Raw genomic sequence first — 19,023 nt, 5'->3', positions numbered from 1 at the left:
GGTGCAAGTTTGGTCAAGTAGAATGCGAGGGTTCCAGGGCGACAGCGGCGATTGCCGACATCGCTATTGAGTTCATCGAGCAATGCGACCTCGGTGTTCGTCAAGGCCATCTTCGGTGACGCGTCTGGAGCCGTGCGATTGAGCATGGTGAGCCAGAGGACGCGCCAGCTGAGAGTGCAGAAGACCGCCATCAGATTAGCGAGGCGCTCCGCGGTCCGCAGTTTTCAGTCTTCCGCCCTGCAGCCCGATTTCAGGATCTTGTGGAACATCTCGATTTTCCACCGCATGGCGTACCAATTAATCTTCTCGATTGCGTCGGAGCGTCCGCGGACGGGTGGGTCCGTGATTAGCTTCCACTCAATGGGTTTCCGGCCCTTTGGCGCACCGCGCTCGCTGGCGTGTATTACCGTCAGGTCGAGGGCGGGATAGCGGTTTTGCTTTCCGATCGGAGGCAAGACCGCAATCCGCATGAACTTGATCTCCAGCGCGGCTTTCGTCATCTCGCCTTGTCGTCCCGCACGTCGGTGTAATGCACGCCCTTGACACTGGTCTCTTCCACCTCGGTCGCAATCGTATGGCCGCCATCGCCTGCCAGCCGATCGACGCAGGCGCGGACAAGGAAGTGAGCGCCAAGCTCTTGCGTCAGGCAATACAATTCGTAGATGTCGCTTTCGCGGTCGCCGATATGAATGCAACGCTCCGGCTGTCCGAGCCGTTCGATCGATTGCCTGAGATTGTCGAGCCATCGAACGCTCTCCTTCTTCTCGATGGGAACGCGGGTCGGGTTGACCTTCTTCTTGAGTTGGGACGTGCCCTTGAAGTTTTTCCGTGTCCAGAACTTCACAGCCGCCAATCCCAGGGGGAGGCCCTCGACGGTCACCGCGAGGCTGGAATGCATCAGCATTCCGCAGACCGTGTGATGGCGCCAACGGCCACCTTTGTCCCGGCCGCTATTGACGCTCTTGGTTATGCCGATCGCGCTCGTGTTCGCGCGTTGGTAGGAGAATTCCGTGGTGTCCTGGATAAGGAGAATCGGGCCCGTACAATCATCGTAACGGGTGCGCGTGGCGGCGAAGTGGTCGCTAAGAATATCGCCTTCCCCCACGCGCTCGTTAGCGAAGAAGCGGTAGGCTGCCTTCGTATTTGCCCAGTCGTGGCGCGCGGACGGTATGCTCCCGCCCATGCCATCACCAATTTGCCTTAACAGCTCGCCAAATCGTTGACCAAGACGGGCATCCTTGAAGGCCGTCTTGTCGATCTCGCGCTCAGTCCAGTGTGCGACGGCGCTTTCATCACGATCATCCTGGTGACCATCCGGGCCCGTCGACCGACGAGATATCGCACCCTTCGATCACATGAAGGCACCTCGCCGTCGCGATTCAGGTGCTCAACAATGAATCACAAGCGATTCATCCGATTCAGGATTTTTCGATTGAGCCTCCCGCAATGAATCAAGCACTTGTGGGTAATTGAAAGCCGGTGAAGGCCGCCTTGCCGAATGAGGCGTGCTGTTGAGAACTGTCCTTATGGACAGTGATAGGCGCAGCGCCCAGGTCGAACGGCTTGAGGTGGTGGACACGGGTCGGCGGCGGCGCTGGTCCGAGGACGAGAAGCTCAAGATCGTCCTGGGGAGCTTACAGGCGCCGCGCCAAGTCGCGGCAACAGCGCGGCGGTATGGCGTTTCGCGCTCATTGCTACTGCGGTGGCGACGGTCGTTTCGGCCTGAGCCGAAGGATGCCGCCCATCAACCTGGCTTCGTACCGGCAATGGTGGTCGCGGAATCAGGTCCGGCGCCCTGTCCAGCCGCGCCGGCTAGCAGCGGCGGGACGACGAGATCGAGTTTGCTGCCGGGGCTCGGATGCGGATCACGGGCGCGGTCGACGCGGCGACGCTGAAGGCCGTGGTGGCGGCGCTGGCAGATGGAAGCCTGAGGTGATCCCCATTGCGTCAGGCGTGCGGGTGTGGATTGCGACCGGCCGCACCGATATGCGTCGGGGCATGAACTCGCTGGCCTTGCTAGTGCAGGAAGCCTTCACGCGAGACCCGCACGGCGGCGACCTCTATGTGTTCCGTGGCAGAAGCGGCAAGCTGATCAAGATCCTTTGGCACGATGGACTGGGCATGTCGCTTTATGCCAAGCGGCTGGAGCGCGGCCCCTTCCTGTGGCCATCGCCGGCTGATGGCATCGTGACAATTATCCCAGCCCAGCTTGGCTACCTGCTGGAGGGCATCGACTGGCGGATGCCGCAACATACCTGGCGACCGCAGGCGGCCGGTTGATCGCTGGGATTTGAATCGGTGGCGCGATCAGCGGTTCGGACAGAGATCGCGTCTTGTGAGTCTCTAGTCGTCGATGGGCACAGATGATTCTCTTCCCGACGATGTGACCAAGCTGCAGGCGATGCTGCGCGCCGAGCGAGCGCCCGCTTGGCCGCGGAAGCCGAGGCCCAGGCGGGGACCTTGCTGATCGAGAAGCTCAAGCTCACGATCAAGAAGCTGCGGCATGAGCAGTTCGGACAATCCTCCGAGCGCGGCGCATTGCTGGACCAGCTCGAGCTACAGCTCGCCGACCTGGAGGAGAACGCGCCGCAAACTGAGACCGCGACGCAGATGGCAGCCGACAAGATTACGGTGCCATCGTTCAAGCGCCGCAAGCCGGCCCGCCGTCCGCTGCCGGAGCATTTGCCGCGGGAGCGTATTGTCTATCCGGTGCCTGCCACCTGCCCATGCTGTGGCGACAGCCGATTGCGCAAAATTGGCGAGGACGTGACCGAGACGCCGGAGCTCGTTCCGCGCCAGTGGAAGGTGATCCAGCATGTGCGCGAGAAGCTCGTCTGCCGGGCCTGCGAAGCGATCACCCAGCCGCCGGCTCCCTCGCACGATTGCGCGCGGGCGTGCAGGGCCCAAGCTGCTGGCTCGTGTCCTGTTCGGCAAGTACGGCCTGCACCTGCCGCTTCATCGTCAGAGCGAGGTCTACCAGCGTGAGGGCATCGACCTCGATGTCTCGACGCTCGCGGACTGGGTAGGTGCCTCCGCCGCAAGCCTGATGCCTTTGGTGGATGCTATCCGGAGCCACGTTTTCGCAGCCGAGCGCATCCATGCCGATGACACCCCCGGCGCCAGTCCTGGCCAAGGGCAAGACCCGGACCGGACGGCTCTGGACCTACGTGCGCGACGACCGTCCGTTTGCCAGCCCAGATCCGCCGGTCGCCGTGTTCTTCTACTCGCCCGATCGTGGCGGTGCGCATCCGGAGCAGCATCTGGCGGGCTATGCCGGACTGATGCAGGCCGACGCCTACGCCGGCTTTGGTAGGCTCTACGAGCAAGGGCGGCCCGATCATCGAGGCCGCGTGCTGGGCGCACGGCAGGCGCAAGTTCTTTGATCTCGCGCGGCTCAGCAAGGCGCCGATCGCGGCCGAGGCGGTCAAGCGCATCGATGTCCTGTTCGCCATCGAGCGCGAGATCAACGGTCTTACTGCGCAGGAGCGTCTGCGTGTTGCCAGGAGCGTAGCCGCCCCCTGATCGTTGAGCTGGAGGCGTGGTTACGCGAGCAGCGCGCCAAGCTCTCCAGGAACAACGACACGAGCAAAGCGATCAATTACTGCCTCAGGCGCTGGGGATGCATTTAGCCGCTTCCTTGATGACGGACGGCTTTGCATGTCGAACAATGCTGCTGAGCGTGAGCTACGGACGGTCGCCGTGGGACGAAAAAACTGGACCTATGCCGGCTCCGATGAGGGCGGTCGGCGTGCGGCGTGCGGCTGCCATCTACAACCTCATCGCCACCGCCAAGCTCAACGACATCGACCCACAGGCTTGGCTGGCCGACGTGCTGGCGCGCCTACCCGATCACCCAGCTAAGCGCATCCACGAACTCATGCCTTGGAATTGGCGACCTCAGAACATCGCTCAGGCCGCATAAGCGCGGTCAGCCCAAAATGACGTAACCACGGGCCAATACCGGGCAATACCGGACGCTTACGAAAGGCACAGACCTGAGCATCCATAGCGCCGACGAGATATCCGCTGTGGCAGCGGCCCTCAATGCCCGACCGAGAAAGACACTAGGCTGGAAAACGCCGGCGGAGGCGCTTGACGAACTGCTCGCATGGGTGAAAACAACTGGTGTTGCGACGACCGCTTGAATCCGCCCTGGCTGCCACGATCGGAGTGATGCATCAGGGCATCCGGCTTGCCGCGCCGCCAGACGGCCATCAGAAGGGCGTCCGCGACCATTGGGCTGTCATGCTGGCGCTCATCGACCAGCCTACCACGCGACGAGAGAACAGGTCGATCACGGCCGACACGTAGAGCGACTCCTCGACGATCCAGATTCGCCGGCACGTACTATCTGGCGGCCGCCTTTGTCTTTCGGCAGACGCCGGCGGCGTGGCCGCGCCCGCAAGGCCTGCTCGCGCATCACCCGCTCGATCCGGTGCAGACCGCATTCGACGCCGTCCGCCAAAAGGTTTCGCCAGACACGCCGTGCACCGTAGGTCTGGTCGCTGGTAAGGAAGCTTGCCGTGACCTGCTGTCCTACTTTCTCGTCGCTTTGGGATCTGGCGCTGGGCGATCGGTTCAGCCAGGTGTGGAACCCCGCCCGGGATACGCCCATTGCTCCGCATAGCCATGCCACCGGCCAGACGTTCCGGTGCTTCGCGATGAAGCCGAACTTCATGTCGCTTCCTTTGCGAAGTTGGCAGCGGCCTAGGGTCTGTTGGGCGCTTTCGCGACTGGGTGAAGGCGGATGTCTGGAAGCGGCTGTTCGAGGCCATCTCCGACGATCCCGACATGGAATACGCCATGGTCGACGCCACCATCGTCAAGGTCCACCGCCACGGTCAGGGCGCAAAAGGGGGACGCAAAGCCAGGCGATCGGCCGCTCGAAAGGCGGCATGACCACCAAAATTCTGGCGCTCACCGATGCGCTCGGCAATCTCGTGCGCTTCGTGCTCCTGCCGGGACAGCGTTTCGATACGGTGGGCGTGCCGCCGCTCATCGAGGGATTGGCCTTCAACGCGCTGATCGCTGATAAGGCCTTCGATAGCAACGCCATCATCGCCGAACTCGAAGCGCGTGGCGCCAAAGTCGTCATCTCCCAGCATCCGCGCCGTGCACAGCCTCTCGCCATCGACAAGGAGATGTACAAATGGCGGCATCGACCCTAGGATATCTCGCTCCGCCTTCAGCTTGGTGACCTCACGCCGCAGCCGCTCGATCTCCAATTTGCTCAGCCGTCATCTGCCCGTGGCCGGGGAAGGCCTGCACAGGGTCGGAGTCGAACACCCTCAGCCATTTACGCAGCAGGTTCTCATGGACGCCCAGGTTGCGGCCAGCTTGCGCCGCCGACACCCTTCTTCGTTCCCTGACGAGCTTGACCGCTTCGATCTTGAACTCTCGACTGAACTTTCGCCACTGCATGACCCACCTTCGGTTGCATGAAACACCCAATGTGGCTGTCCATCAAACCGGCAGCAGCTCAATGATCGTTTCCTGTGGACGATCACCCGTGTCAAGCACACCTCGAGCCAGATCGCTGCCAAGGCCAGGAGGCTGGGCGTGATGGGAATGATCCACGAGGTAGCTCGCAATTTAAGAACCGCCCGAAATGAGCGGCGGCGACCTGATCCGGCTATTTGTCACGACCTTCACCATCGTGCGCCCCTGTTTCTTAGTAGTTGCGGAAAATCCTAGCCGAGGATTTCTTAGCGTTATGCCTTATTGCCCTCGGCATACTGCTAGGCTTGTTAGAACCTTATAGGGAGACTGATCATGGCCGTACTCAACGTGGCACTATTGTTTGGAGGCGAATCTCTTGGGCATGACATGTCTATGAGCATCGCTCGATCTGTCTATGAAGCTTTGGACACGAAACGCCACAGCCCGATACTGGTAGGTGTCGCGCCGGATGGCCGGTGGTGGCTACAGGAGGATACGAAGGAATTTCCCTCATACGTGAATTCATCAGGCGCTCAACTGACACTTCTGCCGGCTGGGGGTGGCAAGGCGATTGTACATGGACAGGAGTATCTCAGAACATGTGACATTGATGTCGCATTCCCAATCTCGCCCTGCGGCGGCGCGGGCCTGCTAGAAGCAGCGCAGGTCCCTTTTGTAGGATCCCGGGGGCCTGCGCCGGCAATATGCAGCGACAAGCAAATCACCAAACGAGTGTTGCGGGACGCAGGACTTCCAATCGTGAAGTATCTGGCTCTGACAGCTCGGGAGGAAGTGAAATTCCAGTTTGCCCAAGAAGCTCTCTGCAGCTGCTCGCTATTTGTAAAGCCGGCAAGAATTTATAATTCGATCGGCGTTAGCAAGGTAACTTGCGAATCAGAGTTTCTGACTGCTGTCGATCTCGCATTTAGCTATGACAGCAAAGTCTTGGTTGAGGAGTGCGTACAGGCGCGCGAGCTTGAGTGTGCGGTGTTGCAGGATGTAGAGCGACCGAGGGAATTATCTTGCTCATGGCCAAGCGAGATCATCTCTGATGGGCAAGGCTTCTATACCGCTCAGGCCAAACTTGATGAGAAGGGAGTAGTGTTCAAGACCAGGGCAGAACTGGACGAAGCGACGGCTCATCGAGTGCGATCGTTATCTTGCGAGGCGTTTAAAGTGATCGGTTGTGAGGGACTGGCGCGCGTGGATATCTTTATGCGGCCCAATGGAGAACTCCTGGTCAACGAAGTGGGAAACGCTCCTGCCCTTGGTCCCGGCAGCGCGTTTTCAAGGATGATGGAGGGCTCGGGTATGGGGTACAAGGTCTTGGTGCAGAGACTGCTTGAAGACGCCATTAGGCGCTCTGAGCGACCGAGAGCAATCTTATGAGCTAAGCCAAGATGGTGCGATGGTCAGACAATGAACGATCTGACTACATCGCCACGAATCCGCAGTGAGCTTGGCTTCCGCCGATCAGATCGCTTTGGAGGTCACTGTGTTTCATCAGACGACCTAGACCACAGCGGACGGTACGTTCCACACTTGTTCAGAAGCGCCTTTGAATGAATCGCGCACTCTCGTTGGCCTGAGCGACTGCGACAACCTCGAAGCCGCCACCTGGCGAATAGCGCGTTCAACCAAGGCCGCGTCCGAGCGTCTTGTCCAGCAACGCTCAAGACAGCTGTTGCCCGACAACGATGAGAGCACGGAGTTCTGGATTCCGTATTTTCGGTGGGTGGAAGCCGCCACGCGGAACGCGATAACGATCAGCATCGAGATTAGGCATGCGGTGGTTCACGCAGCGACGGGGGCAATCCGGCCTGGCTGCGTGACGTCCTGTTGGCGGTGAGGGCTACCACGATATGATCGTGGCTTCGGCGTAGCGTGAACATCATGTTCACGCGCGGCCGGTCGGCTTTCGAGTGCCGATGATGTCGCCGCGCGCGCAACTCCACCATGATCCTTTTCACGGGAACGAGTTTCGTCTTCCGTACGAAGAGAGCGGACCGTTTGAAGAGCTTGGCCTGGGACGGATCCAGCTTGTGCTGCTGTGCAAGCGGATGGAGCATTCCGCGTTCCGTTGGCCGCCGATCTGCGACGGCGTGATGTTGCGAACCCCTGCGATCGATTGGATCAGGTTGGCCACGATATTCCACAACGGCCCGCGAATCGGCTGGAGTATTGGGCGTGAGCGAGACTACAGATCAGCTTATCGATCGATAATGAGACGCAGTAGGCAGTGATTGCGGCGCGCGCAAAACGCGACGCGGCGATCGCCGAGCGCGATCAGACCCTGTCGCAGATGGATCGCCTGCAGCATCTCTTGCGCCAGCTGCAGCGCGCGCAGTGCGGGCTCCACTCGGAGAAGCTCCATCCTGAGCAGTTGCAGCTGGTGATCGAGGACTTCGAGCAGGCCATTGGCAGCGAAGAAGCCGCTCATGACGGGAAGGACACGGCAAGCCACCCAGCGTGCTACGCGGCGCCGCGCCAGCCACTGGTGCGCTTCCGACCGCCCTGCATTTCATCGGTGAGGAGACCTCACGGCGCCTCGAAGTCCTGCTGGCAAAGTTCCGTGATCGTCACTCATCCCAAATACGCCTCCCGAGCCTGCGCGGATGGCGTGGTTCAGTCGCCATCACCAGAGCGGCTGATCAAGTGCGGCCTTTCACCCGAGGCGATCGTCGCGCATGTGCTGGTCGCCAAATATGCATGGCACCTGCCGGCCTATCGGCGGGCTCAGATGCTGCTGGCTTAGGGTATTGATATCAAGCGCTCGGTTCTGGCGTTCTGGGTCGGCTATGCGGCAGCGCAGCTTCGCCTCTCTGGCTCGGGCTGGGCGAGACCACTCTGACCGCGAGCAAGATCAGGGTCGACGAGACTGCAGCGGCGGCGCTCGATACCGGCCGCAGCCCCACCAAGAAGGGCGTCTTCTCGGGGACCGCAGGCGACGATCGGCCGTGGGGCGGGGTCGTCGACCCGACGGCTTTCGCCTACACCTGGGGTGTGATCGCCGCGCCGTTCACGCGCTAAATCTCCTCGAGGGATATTGCGGAATCGTGCAATGCGAGGGCTATACCGCCTACAAGACCATTGCCAACACCATCCCTGACGCGGCGATCACGCTCGTCCTTCTGCTGGGATCACGTGGGGGGGCGCTTATTCCGTTGTCCAGGACGGTCCTGCAACGATCGCGAGTGAAGCGCTCGAGCGTATCGCCGCTCTCAAGGCCATCGAGAAGTCGATAAGGGCCGCAGTGCCGATCAGCGCCCTGCCGCCCAGCAAGCCGTTGGTGCGGACGCTCAAAGCGTGGCTCGAGCAGCAACTTACTCGCGTCTCGGGCAAAGCGAGAATTTCCGAGCGCATCCGTTACGCATTCAATCACTGGGTTGAATCGACGCGCTTCCTCCGTGACGGTCGCATGGAGGTCGATACCGATACTGTCGTGCGAAGTATCCGTCCTCTCCACTAACCGGAACAATGCGCTGTTCGCAGGGCATGATGAGGCTGTGGAGAACTGAGCCTGCATCGCTTCGCTGATCGAGACCTTCTCTGCGGCGTCGGGCCCAGGCCTGTCTGACCGACGTCCTCACCAGACTAGTCATCCTCTGGCTGGCATCGCGTCTTGATGATCTTATGACGAACTTATGCGCTGGACGTGACGCGCCGAGCGAGCTAAACGGCCTCGCTGCTCGATGAGATCGAGTCTTGACGCGGCCGCTCGCCACTCGCTCTATGTTTTTCAACAACCCACCGCGCACCGCCTTGCGCCGGATAGACAAATGCTGCGGCGACAGACCTTGGCGCCGCGCGGCGTCCGAGACGATCGCGCACGAAGGAGTCCGCCACGATCAGTCCCGTGACTTCGCTGCTCCAAGGCCGCCGACCCCGTTGCTGCGATGCGTCGACAACGCTCAAACATCTTTGCAAACCGTCGCTCTGAGGCCTGGCCGCAAGCGCGAGCTTGTCGACAAGGTGCGACGTGACTGGAAGGTGTCTGTCAGGTGGGCCTGCTCCACTCTTCGAATTAATTGCGCACTATACGTCTACAAGTCGAAGCGTGGCGACCGGGCCACTCTGAGCGGATCAAGGACATCTGCGAGACGCGGGTGAGATACGGTTGTCGGCGCATTCATGTCCTGCTGCAACGCGACGGGTGGGCACTTAACGTCAAAAGGTCTATCGGGTCTACCGCGAGTTGGGCCTGCAATTACGCAACAAAGCGCCCAAGCGCCGCGTCAAGGCCAAGCTGTGAAGATCGAACCGATGCAGAACAGATCAACGAGACCTGGGCTATGGACTTCGTTCACGACCAGCCTGCCACCGGCCGCAAAATCCGCGTGCTGACGATTGTCGACATCTTCAGTTGCTTCTCGCCAGCGGTGGATCCGCACTTCCGCTATCGAGGCGAGGACGTTGTGCTAGACTGGAGCGCATCTGTAAAACCGTTGGTTACCCGAAGACCATCCGCGTGGATCAGGGATCGGAGTTCGTCTCCCGCGATCTCCACATCCAGGCCTGCCAAAAGGGCGTTGTGCTCGACTTCTCACGGCCAGGCAAGCCGACAGACAATAGCTTCATCGAATCTTCAACGGCAAGTTCAGAACCGAATGCCTGAACACGCACTGGTTCCTCGGCCTTGAGGACACCCGGCAGAAAATGGAGGACTAGCGTAGAGACTACAACGAAGTCCGGCCTCATAGCGGGATTGGCAACAAGGCGCCGATATCGCTGTTGTATGGCTCATCGGCGCCCCGGCCCTCATGAGCCCAAGCCCCGAAAAGTCCAGCATCAGCTGGCCTAGTTTGGGGGAGCGCTTCAAACCCGACGAGACTCTTTTTTACCGCTGGCTGAAAGTCTCGGGCGCAAGTCAGTAATTAGCGAGCGGCGCTCGTCTGATTGAGCCGACGAACTCCGTGCGTCAAGCCAGTCGACCGGTACCGCTACTACTCGGGAAGATCTCTGATGTCGCTACACACAACGCTTTCCTCAACGGCGCCTATGTACCTCACCAGAGTAGGTAGGCTTCGAGACTTTAGGTGATGCTGTAGTACTAGTTGGAAGCTGGCCGCGCCGGCTCTAAGATAGCTCATCAGGATTAGAAAGGAGGTGCAGCCATGACAAATGCAGTTGATCCGCTGTATCGCAGAGGACAGGCTATGAGATTCATCGAAGAGACGCGCGTCGTTAGCGATGGGGAACTGCAAGACAACAACATCACGCGTTATCATGTCACAAGATTCTATCGCGAACAGACTACCAACAGTGGCTACTATGATCAGCTCAAGTACATTGTGGAGCCCTCAATTGAGGAGTTCGAGAGCCGTGGTAGTTTGGATACGAGCGGCGAACACCAAAATACGGTTGTGCCCGGACTCCAGCACAAGTACGCCAGGACTGGTTTGTTGCTCGTGACTGACCGTTGCGCTTCATATTGCCGCTATTGCTTCCGCAAACGAATTGTAGGCAAAGATTCCGGTGAAATCGCGTCCGATTTTGCTCAGGTTGCGCTGTATATTGGCTGCCATCCCGAGATGACGAACGTACTGTTATCAGGAGGTGACCCGTTTATGCTTAGCACCGCGAAGCTCAATAAAATTCTGGATCATCTGCTGCCGATTGCACATCTGGAGTCAATTCGGTTCGGCACAAAAATGATCGCCTTTGAACCCAAGCGGTTCGAGGATTCCGCGTTGACGGCTTTGTTCCGACGAATCCATGAGGCGGGTAAAGCCGCAATAGTCATTACACATTTTGATCACATAGGCGAGATTTCAGTGGATGCGGAGCGAACAATTCGCTCGCTGCGCGCAGAAGGCGTGCAATTTCTCAACCAGTCCGTCCTTCTCGCGAAAGTCAACGATGATCCCGAAATCTTGGCGGCGACTTTCGCTAAATGTCACGAGATCGGAGTGCGCCCTTATTATTTATTCCAGGGCAGGCCAGTTAAGGGCGCATCACATTTTCAGGTTCCATTGCGCCGCGGAGTCGAGATTACACATGGCATCAGCCAGCGTCTTAGTGGCATCGAAAAAACATTCAAATACATCATGTCTCACCGTACAGGGAAGATCGAGATCCTCGATGTGGGAGACGATGGCCGCATGTATATGCGGTATCATCAAAACAAGGTTCTTGAAAGAATCGGAAAGATCTTTTCTCGGCCGCACGTCGAGACAGCCTGCTGGCTCGATGATTTACCGAAAGGATGAAATCCATGCAAAGACCGGGGCAACGCCGATTGCGAAACACAAAGCCGTGCTGCCGCCGCGCGCATCGCGCAGTGCAATGCGGGTGACGGTCTTCGCCTCGTGACGCGACGGGGCATGAAATGTTTTTCATGCCTGCGGAATGTTGGGCCCGCTCACACGGCCAACGCGCTGCATGTACGAACCCGATGTATGGCCTCTGGCTTTCAAACCCCTGTTGCTAGCCCGCAGCGATCGAATGCCTGCGATCATAAAGGCGTCGCCGAGAGCGGCGCGATCTCCAGTCCCCACCTTGCGGGCGAGCAGAACCAGCTCGTGCTTCATGTTAATGATCTGATCCAGCCGCGCCGGAAGCTTCACCACCGACGAGATGCCGTCGCCTCGTCGGAGTGGCCGGCACGGCGCGATCCTGCGCAGGAACAAGACATCGTTGCGGCGGCTAGACGGCCGGCAATCGAGGTAGGCGGCGGTCGCATCCCCGAGGTCTTGCGGTAGCGGCAGCCGGACCTCGTAGCGCGACTTGCGCAGCGATCCCGTTTGCCACTCGATCTCGGTGAGACGCAGTTGCGCCGCGTCACCGGCCCGCAGGCCGAGGCGCACCAACAACACGATCGCACGATCAGGTCGGCGCGCACCGGCATCGCCGTCACCAGCAGCGATCAGCCGGTTGACCTGCTCGATCGACAGATACCGGGGCATGTCGGCAAGCTGCCAATGAGCGTATGTCGGAACCGCCGTCGAGACCCGCCTGACAACGGCATGCGACTGCGAGATACCGCAGGAATGTCCGCAGCCTCTTCGTAATCTTGTTGATCGTGTCATTCCCGCTATTGCTCGCCCGCTCCAGGAAGTAGCGGCGGACATCGTTCCGCTCCAGCCAGCCGGGCCAGATCGAAGCTCCATCATCCGGCCCGCGGCGTCTCGGACGTAGAGCCGACCCAACGGGCCGCACGGAAGTAACGGCTGAACTTCGAAAGCGCGCTGATGTAGGATCGCTGCGCTGCCGGCGACAGATTGCGGACGGTCATGTCCTCGATCATGCGGCGTAGAAGGCTCAAATCGGCCATCTCAACACTCCTGTCTGTGGGGGTGGGCTGCAACACCCACATCCTCTCAGGCAGGAGGCGCTCTACGCCACCTCAACGTTCACACCGAGGTAGCGGCTTCATTCAATCCGCAAAGCAAACTTGCTGGGTTCGGCGGCCTCAACCGCCCGTTCCCTGTAATCTCAAACCGCCTCGAAACCAAAGAGCAGAGTCCTGCTCAATCGCTTAGAGCCTTGTTCACGGGCGACTGTTTACTTTCCCGACCAGGCGCTCTCCCGGCGCGGTGCACTGAGGGAGCGCGTCACCCGTGAGCGTTGCCAAACTGACGCGTTTCTCTTCAAGCAGAGTTCAGATCCGGCACGAGAGACGACCAGCACATTGACCTCCGGTTTGTCAGCCCTGCCGTGTTGGATTGATTATGGCGATGTCTGAAATGCGACGATCCGCATCTCCTTCCCAGACCAGACAGTTTCATGCGCGTGCTTTCCTCTTAGAGGAGGTCGCGTGCGGGAGGTCCGCAATGGCATACCGATTGCTTAGACAAGGATTGCGGCTGTCGAGCCGTCCGCATTGGCGCAGCGAACGTCCATTGATGAGACCCGTTCCATCGCTCCGACCGACTGCGCTGGTGCCGTCTAGGTTCGGAAACTCGAAGCAAGGTGTCATCATCGACTACAATTCAGGCCTTCAGTAAGGGAGAAGGAAGGTGGGCATGATCTCTGAGGTATTCATTACTTGTGCGTTAACAGGGGCTGGGAATGCGGTCGAGCGTAGCCCGCACGTGCCGGTGACCCCGCAGCAGATCGCGCAGTCTGCGATCGAGGCTGCTCGGGCCGGGGCAGCGGTGGTGCACATCCACGTGCGTGATCCCACAACACGGCGTGGCTCGCGTGACCCCGCGTTGTATCGGGCAGTGGTAGAACGCATTCGAGAGTCAGACGTGAATCCGGTCATCAATCTGACTGCGGGGATGGGAAATGGCCTTGTGCTGGGCGAGCCGGACTCTCCTTTGCCGCCGAACCCGACGGGCACGGACATGGCAGGCGTTCGTGAGCGGCTAGTGCATGTGGAAGAGCTCCGCCCCGAGATCTGTACACTGGATTGCGGATCGATGAACTGGGGCGCCGGCAGTCAATACGTTATGGTAAATACTGCCGGGACGCTGCGCGCGATGGCTGCACGCGTGAAGGAGCTCGGTGTCCGTCCTGAGCTCGAGGTGTTCGATGCGGGCCAGTTGGTATTAGTGCGCGATTTGATCAAGGAAGGCCTGATCAACGATCCCGCACTGATACAGCTGTGTATGGGAATTCGTTACGGCGCTCCAGATGACCCGACCACACTGCTGGCGTTGATCCACCAGCTCCCACCGCAGGCGATCTACTCGGTCTTCTCGATCGGACGAATGCAGCTCCCCTATGCGGCACTGGCCCCGTTGGTCGGCGCGAACGTGCGGGTAGGCTTGGAGGACAACATTTACCTGTCTCGCGGGCGGTTGGCCACCAACGCCGAGCTCACGCAACAGGCCGTAGAGATTCTCGAGAGGATGGGGGTGCGGGTGATGAGCCCGGATCAAGTGCGCCAGAAGCTCACGGTTTCCAACTCTAAGAAGACCAAGTTATCTCTGTGACGTGAGCGCGAGCGCTTAGCCCGGTAGGAGGCGGAGTCGTCGATCCAGCCGACATAACGCCGGAAAGAGCAGTGACCTAGGGAGAGTACTGCCGCCACCTCACTGAAGGCTGCTACCTTGATCTCCGTGACGTCGCACTGAGAAGCTGGGCAGTTGCGGCTTACGCAGTAGGATGACATGGCTACGATGACCCGATCGGCAGAGACAGATGGGGAAGAGCGACGAACGGCGGTAGTCGGCGCGCAGAAGCGGGTTTACGTTGCGCGTCTTACGCGCCACTTGGTCTGTCGCTTATAACATGAGGCTCGAGAAGAAGAGAGGAACGATGCTGAAGAATGGATTCTGCGCGATACTGACGGGTTCTGCATCGGGGCTTGGGGCCGCGACCGCGCGCCTCTTGGCCAAGGGCGGAGCGCGTATCGTGATAAATTATTCCAATAGCCAGAAGGACGCTGAGGCTACTGCCACAGCCTGCCGCATGGAGGGCGCTGCCGAGGTGGTGGTGGTGCAAGGCGACGTCTCTCGCGATGAAGATTGCAGGAGGATTGTCGCGGCTGCCGCGCCGTGGAGACAGCTCGACTTGCTTGTCAACAATGCCGGCACAACAAAACATGTGCCGCATCACGATCTTGACGGGCTCTCGGCGGAGGATTTTCAGCGCATATATGCAGTCAACACGATTGGGCCGTACCAGATGATCCGAGCGGCGCGGCCGCTGCTCGATGCTGGCGCAAGGGTGAGCGGACGGTCGGTCGCCGTGGTGAACGTCTCCTCTATCGCGGGCATCAACGGCGACGGGTCATCGGTCGCATACTCAGCGAGCAAGGGCGCGCTGAATGCTATGACAGCGCCGTTGGCGCGCGCGCTAGCGCCTTCCATTCGCGTCAACACTGTTTGCCCCGGCTACATTGATACGCAGTGGTTCACCAAGGGGCGTGGCGAGGCCGGCGCCCGGCAGGTGCGCGATGCCGTGGTGGCGCGAGTACCGCTGAAGGTCGCCTCGACGGCCGAGGATATCGCTCACCTCGTCTGCTTCCTAGGAAGTCCGGCCTCGGCCAACATGACCGGTGAATGCGTGCGCACTGATGCCGGACTGCATCTAATATTGTGAGAACAAGAAATCATAACGACGCCCAAGAGAAACAAACCGGCTATAAGGGCGGGTCGGCAGGTGAGCAGATCACATCATGCTCATTGTTTCGAACTGCCAGAGAGGGCCGCCCCGCGGACTTGCGTGGCGGGGCCGCGGATTCCGCTTCGATCTACCATAGCTTCGCCTTGATCGTGACAGTCTGCGCGTTAGGCGCGAGCTCTGGTTGACGTTAAGTTCCTACAACGGCTCCTGACATGGGCAAAGCAGGCCGCAAGTCGCACACACTCATTCGTGCCCGCGGACCTCGTGAGAAGATTGTAGGCAGCATAGCCGTTGACCTGCAGGAGGCCGGCAAAGCCTATCAGATGGTGCCACCGCCGCGGCTTTCCTCAGGATAAGCGATCACCGGGGGCCGATGCCACCGAACGGCCGATCGTCACGCGCTTATACCACAGCCAGGCCTTTGCGGCTTGCCGGATTTCGCAAGCGAGCGTCGGCAAGTTCGTCTCGTCGGCGAAGACCCGTTCGCCCGGCTTGATCGTCACCAGCACGGAATCAGTCAACGGCTGCGATTCGAAGCCAACTTGCCCGTCCATTGCGCATCGATGATCGGTCGAGACAGCGGAGGCTCGTCGGGATAGTTGGCCAAGCGAAGGTCGTTCTCAATCAGGTGAGCGGGTGCCGAGGTCTGAAGTACGCCATCATGGTTGGGGTAGACGTATTTCGGGCGGCGTCACGATCAGGCGCAACTTCGCCGCGTCATGTCCAAGCATTTCGATGCGTCTCGCCCAGGGGGCACGTTGTGCTCGGCAACGATCTCGACCCGCTCCAGATGCGCGCCGGACTCCTTGCGCGGCCGCGGCGCGCGTGCGGCGTGTCCTCGCCGCCTGCCTTGGCCAGTGCGGTTCAATGGCCGCGACTCCGGTGGTGATCTCGTCTATGCGAAGGCAATCTGCGCTCATCGCTCGGCCTCTCACTCTGCACTACGAGCGCGTCCCATAAAGCGTGCGCTCCAAAGTCTTCACGACCGCCATCAGTTCCACAAGCCGCGCGTCGACAGCCTTGTTGACCGCGGCGAGAGTTGGCGTGCGCCGCAGTCAGTGTTGCAATTTCGGAGGGCGACGCGGCTGTTCTCTGCCTCGATCGCCTGCCGCTCTGCCGACCAGAAGGGTCTTCGGAAGCTGCAACAACCAGCGTCATTGCCGCCCCCTCAGTGCAGAGTCGCCGCCAAAGCCAAACAGGGCCCGATTCCGCGCAAGTTGTCACCCAGGGATTGCGAGCGCTTCACAACCGCTCGACGTACCTTCATCCAGTGCATCCCGCCAATTTGCGCTAGGAACCGTGCATGGTTCAGCGTCCGTCAGATTGTTGTGCGCAGTCCTGGGAGCACCGTTACCTTCGGCAAGGATGCCGACAATGCGTCTCCCTCCGGTAAGGCTGCCTTGTTGGATTAGTCCAATTGGTGCGTAACAGTCCTTCTGGACAGCCATAAGCGCAGTACTCAGCTTGAACGGCTTGAGGTGATCGAGACTGGCCGCCGGCGGCCCTGGTCGGATGACGAGAAGCTGCGGATCGTGACCGAGAGCTTTCAAGCGCCGCGCGCGATATCGTCGACAGCGCGGCGCCATGGCATATCACGTTCGTTGCTGATGACATGGCGTCGCGCGTTCTGTCGCGAGCCGATCAGCCCTCAAAGCGAACAATCTGGCTTGTGCGCGGGTCGCAAGGCCTTGTGGCACGATGGAGTTGGACTGTCGCTCTATGCAAAGCGGTTGGACCGTGGCCGTTTTGTCTGGCCGGTCACGGTGAGCGGTGTGGTGGGGCTGAGCGCGGCGCAGATGAGTTATCTGCTGGAGGCGATCGACTGGCGGAACCCGCAGCATACGTGGCGGCCACAGAGCGAGCTACGGCTTCGGCGGATACATTATCGTTTGTGCCTTAGGTATCGGAATCGTCGCTACCAGCGGCTGTTACGGTTGAGTTCTTGGGTGCACGGGTGGAGGTGCGCGGAACGACTGGCCTTGCTGTGCTGAGTGACGTGGTTTGTCGCTCCGACGGACACGTTCATACTGAGGCCACCCGCGCGCCTGATTGCGACCCAACCCGTGGACTTCAGAAATCGCGCGGATGGCTCGGAGCGGGCCATGGAGACACCTCTTACTTTAGATGGCCCTATCTGACTTGGCAGCTGACCAAGTGGGTAACCAGTGGTTTAGTTGGCCTGACGAATGGCCAATCGATCTAGCCCAGTGGTTTGTGCAGAAACCGCCATTTCCGCCTAGCTTTTGCCAGCCCTTGAGCAGGTACGGGCTGAGGCGGGCTCCCTTCGTCAGAATGGAGGATAGAGTGCAACCACAGCGAATCGTTCCCTCATATGCCGGTCGCCTGACTGAATGCTTGCGAATCAGCGATCCGTATTTCGATGCAGCCCGTCGACCTAATGTCATAGCCAGCAATGGACGTGCCGCAGCCAAACGGGTCCTTGCTCGTGACGACTCTCCACCTGATCGTCCTCGCGACATAATTGACTTCGTAGGCTCCTCCTATCTGGGGCTCGATACTCATCCGGTGATCGCCGCTGGCGCGATCGAAGCGATTGAAGCGCAGCAGTCATTGCATTCTTCCTATGCCAAAAGGCAATACAATTTCGATCTTCTCACGGAACTTGAAGAAAACCTGTCTGAGATGTTCTGCGCGCGTGTGCTTGTCTTTTCCAGTGTCATCTTAGCCAATCTTGGCGCCATGCTACTCCTTGCTTCGGGTCAGTTGACGGGAGGTAAGAAGCCGGTCGTAGTATTCGATAGCCTTGCGTGCATTTCGCTCGCTCGCTACAAGCCGGTGGCTGATGAAGCGCAGGTAAGGACGATCGACCACAACGACATCGACGCTCTCGAACGCTTGTGCTGCGAGCATCCCGTGGTAGCCTATGTATGCGATGGCGTTTACTGCACGGGAGGTTATTCGCCGATCAAGGAACTTCGTCAACTCCAAGAACGTTATGGGCTCTTTCTCTATATCGACGATGCGCACGGCATTTCGACGTGCGGCCGCCATGGCGAAGGATTCGCTCGGTCTCAGTTCCTCCAAATTCTCGGTGAGCGAACGATCATAGCGGGCTCGCTGGCTAAAGGCTTCGGCGCTTCCGGCGGAATGCTAATGCTTGGAGCGGCCCACCACGAGAAATTGTTCCGTGGATCCTATGTTCTCGATTCATATTCGGTATCGCCCAACCCAGCGGCGGTTGGTGCGGCGCTTGCGTCATGTAAAATTCACCGTTCAGCAGAACTAGGTCGGCGGCAGGAACAACTTGTGGAGCGTATCGCCTTCTTTGATCGCCGCGTTGCGACCTTTGCCGAGGGCAGTTCGGTTCCGATCAGAATGGTCTCCGTTAGATCGCAGGCCAATGCGATTGCAATCGCAAAAGGACTTTTCGACTTTGGTTTCGATACCCTGGCCATGTTCTTACCTGCCGCCGGGGGAAGGAAAGCAGCGATTCGGCTGTGCATTACAGCGGAGCACCAAGCTCATGACATAGAGCGGTTATGCGACTGCATTCTGGAAAAAGTAGAAGAAACGACCGGAAAGCCTTACCCTCTGGGGTGATTTAATGAA

Annotated in this window: 14 protein-coding genes and 8 pseudogenes; 14 read left to right on the top strand and 8 right to left on the bottom strand. The window is 59.6% G+C overall.

Features of this window, described 5'->3' with window-relative positions:
• Positions 1-224 precede the first annotated feature (224 nt).
• Both IVB27_RS27230 and IVB27_RS27225 read right to left on the bottom strand, forming a co-directional pair.
• Positions 225-500, bottom strand: coding sequence for a hypothetical protein (locus IVB27_RS27230; RefSeq protein WP_247446145.1), 276 nt, complete (start codon positions 498-500; stop codon positions 225-227).
• Positions 497-1,339: an IS4/Tn5 family transposase DNA-binding protein gene (locus IVB27_RS27225; protein WP_345946928.1), complete on the bottom strand. Its 843-nt coding sequence runs from the start codon at positions 1,337-1,339 to the stop codon at positions 497-499. Before IVB27_RS27225 ends, IVB27_RS27230 begins: the two co-directional genes overlap by 4 nt.
• Positions 1,340-1,526: 187 nt before the next feature.
• Between IVB27_RS27225 and tnpA the strand changes: the two genes are divergently transcribed.
• The 4 genes and pseudogenes from tnpA to IVB27_RS27190 form a co-directional block, all read left to right on the top strand.
• Positions 1,527-1,895: an IS66-like element accessory protein TnpA gene (gene tnpA, locus IVB27_RS43365; RefSeq protein WP_247446144.1), complete on the top strand. Its 369-nt coding sequence runs from the start codon at positions 1,527-1,529 to the stop codon at positions 1,893-1,895.
• 37 nt (positions 1,896-1,932) lie between these two features.
• Complete coding sequence (tnpB, locus tag IVB27_RS43360) at positions 1,933-2,280, top strand: IS66 family insertion sequence element accessory protein TnpB (protein WP_247446143.1); 348 nt, start codon at positions 1,933-1,935, stop codon at positions 2,278-2,280.
• 147 nt (positions 2,281-2,427) lie between these two features.
• Positions 2,428-3,922: pseudogene (tnpC, locus tag IVB27_RS43765) on the top strand (IS66 family transposase).
• A gap of 61 nt (positions 3,923-3,983) precedes the next feature.
• Positions 3,984-4,145: pseudogene (locus tag IVB27_RS27190) on the top strand (IS30 family transposase); the annotation flags it as partial.
• A gap of 7 nt (positions 4,146-4,152) precedes the next feature.
• Here the strand turns inward: IVB27_RS27190 and IVB27_RS27185 are convergent.
• A pseudogene (locus IVB27_RS27185) lies at positions 4,153-4,708 on the bottom strand (DDE-type integrase/transposase/recombinase); the annotation flags it as partial.
• A 14-nt stretch (positions 4,709-4,722) separates the two neighbouring features.
• Between IVB27_RS27185 and IVB27_RS27180 the strand changes: the two are divergent.
• Positions 4,723-5,159, top strand: a pseudogene (locus IVB27_RS27180) (IS5 family transposase); the annotation flags it as partial.
• A gap of 6 nt (positions 5,160-5,165) precedes the next feature.
• Here IVB27_RS27180 and IVB27_RS27175 read toward each other — a convergent pair.
• Positions 5,166-5,421, bottom strand: a pseudogene (locus IVB27_RS27175) (transposase); the annotation flags it as partial.
• Between the two features lie 351 nt (positions 5,422-5,772).
• On the opposite strand from IVB27_RS27175, the gene IVB27_RS27170 reads away from it, so the two are divergent.
• The 5 genes and pseudogenes from IVB27_RS27170 (at position 5,773) to IVB27_RS27150 (ending at position 11,648) form a co-directional block, all read left to right on the top strand.
• Positions 5,773-6,828, top strand: a complete 1,056-nt coding sequence (locus IVB27_RS27170) for a D-alanine--D-alanine ligase (RefSeq protein WP_247446140.1) — start codon at positions 5,773-5,775, stop codon at positions 6,826-6,828.
• A gap of 567 nt (positions 6,829-7,395) precedes the next feature.
• Positions 7,396-7,545, top strand: a complete 150-nt coding sequence (gene tnpB / locus IVB27_RS43760; protein ID WP_524536514.1) for an IS66 family insertion sequence element accessory protein TnpB — start codon at positions 7,396-7,398, stop codon at positions 7,543-7,545.
• 133 nt (positions 7,546-7,678) lie between these two features.
• Positions 7,679-9,135 (top strand): annotated as a pseudogene (gene tnpC / locus IVB27_RS27160) (IS66 family transposase).
• 216 nt (positions 9,136-9,351) lie between these two features.
• Positions 9,352-10,203, top strand: a pseudogene (locus tag IVB27_RS27155) (IS3 family transposase); the annotation flags it as partial.
• A gap of 392 nt (positions 10,204-10,595) precedes the next feature.
• Entirely contained in the window at positions 10,596-11,648 is a 1,053-nt protein-coding gene (locus IVB27_RS27150; RefSeq protein ID WP_524536517.1) for a KamA family radical SAM protein, read from the top strand.
• Between the two features lie 126 nt (positions 11,649-11,774).
• On the opposite strand, the gene IVB27_RS27145 is transcribed toward IVB27_RS27150, so the two are convergent.
• On the bottom strand, positions 11,775-12,344 hold the full coding sequence (locus IVB27_RS27145; protein WP_247446137.1) for a site-specific integrase: 570 nt from the start codon (positions 12,342-12,344) through the stop codon (positions 11,775-11,777).
• Between the two features lie 254 nt (positions 12,345-12,598).
• A pseudogene (locus IVB27_RS27140) lies at positions 12,599-12,712 on the bottom strand (tyrosine-type recombinase/integrase); the annotation flags it as partial.
• A 691-nt stretch (positions 12,713-13,403) separates the two neighbouring features.
• On the opposite strand from IVB27_RS27140, the gene IVB27_RS27135 reads away from it, so the two are divergent.
• Positions 13,404-14,318, top strand: a complete 915-nt coding sequence (locus tag IVB27_RS27135) for a beta-keto acid cleavage family enzyme (protein WP_018459882.1) — start codon at positions 13,404-13,406, stop codon at positions 14,316-14,318.
• Positions 14,319-14,643: 325 nt separating this feature from the next.
• Positions 14,644-15,429 (top strand): SDR family NAD(P)-dependent oxidoreductase, encoded by a 786-nt coding sequence (locus tag IVB27_RS27130; RefSeq protein ID WP_247446136.1) that lies wholly within the window; start codon positions 14,644-14,646, stop codon positions 15,427-15,429.
• A 188-nt stretch (positions 15,430-15,617) separates the two neighbouring features.
• Here IVB27_RS27130 and IVB27_RS43755 read toward each other — a convergent pair whose 3' ends face one another.
• Together IVB27_RS43755 and IVB27_RS27125 are read right to left on the bottom strand one after the other, a co-directional pair.
• Entirely contained in the window at positions 15,618-15,773 is a 156-nt protein-coding gene (locus IVB27_RS43755; RefSeq protein ID WP_524536516.1) for an IS66 family transposase, read from the bottom strand.
• 27 nt (positions 15,774-15,800) lie between these two features.
• Positions 15,801-15,962, bottom strand: coding sequence for a hypothetical protein (locus IVB27_RS27125; RefSeq protein WP_247446135.1), 162 nt, complete (start codon positions 15,960-15,962; stop codon positions 15,801-15,803).
• A gap of 969 nt (positions 15,963-16,931) precedes the next feature.
• On the opposite strand from IVB27_RS27125, the gene tnpB (IVB27_RS27120) reads away from it, so the two are divergent.
• Positions 16,932-17,444 (top strand): IS66 family insertion sequence element accessory protein TnpB, encoded by a 513-nt coding sequence (gene tnpB / locus IVB27_RS27120; protein ID WP_345946924.1) that lies wholly within the window; start codon positions 16,932-16,934, stop codon positions 17,442-17,444.
• A 313-nt stretch (positions 17,445-17,757) separates the two neighbouring features.
• The gene (locus IVB27_RS27115; RefSeq protein WP_247446134.1) at positions 17,758-19,014 is read left to right on the top strand and encodes an aminotransferase class I/II-fold pyridoxal phosphate-dependent enzyme; all 1,257 of its coding nucleotides are present in this window, start codon (positions 17,758-17,760) and stop codon (positions 19,012-19,014) included.
• Positions 19,015-19,023: the final 9 nt, after the last annotated feature.

Origin of the sequence: Bradyrhizobium sp. 197, assembly GCF_023073375.1 — a bacterium.
In the GTDB taxonomy this organism is placed as follows: domain Bacteria; phylum Pseudomonadota; class Alphaproteobacteria; order Rhizobiales; family Xanthobacteraceae; genus Bradyrhizobium.
The sequence above is the reverse complement of the archived record's forward strand: the minus strand, read 5'-3'. Positions and strand labels throughout refer to the sequence as shown.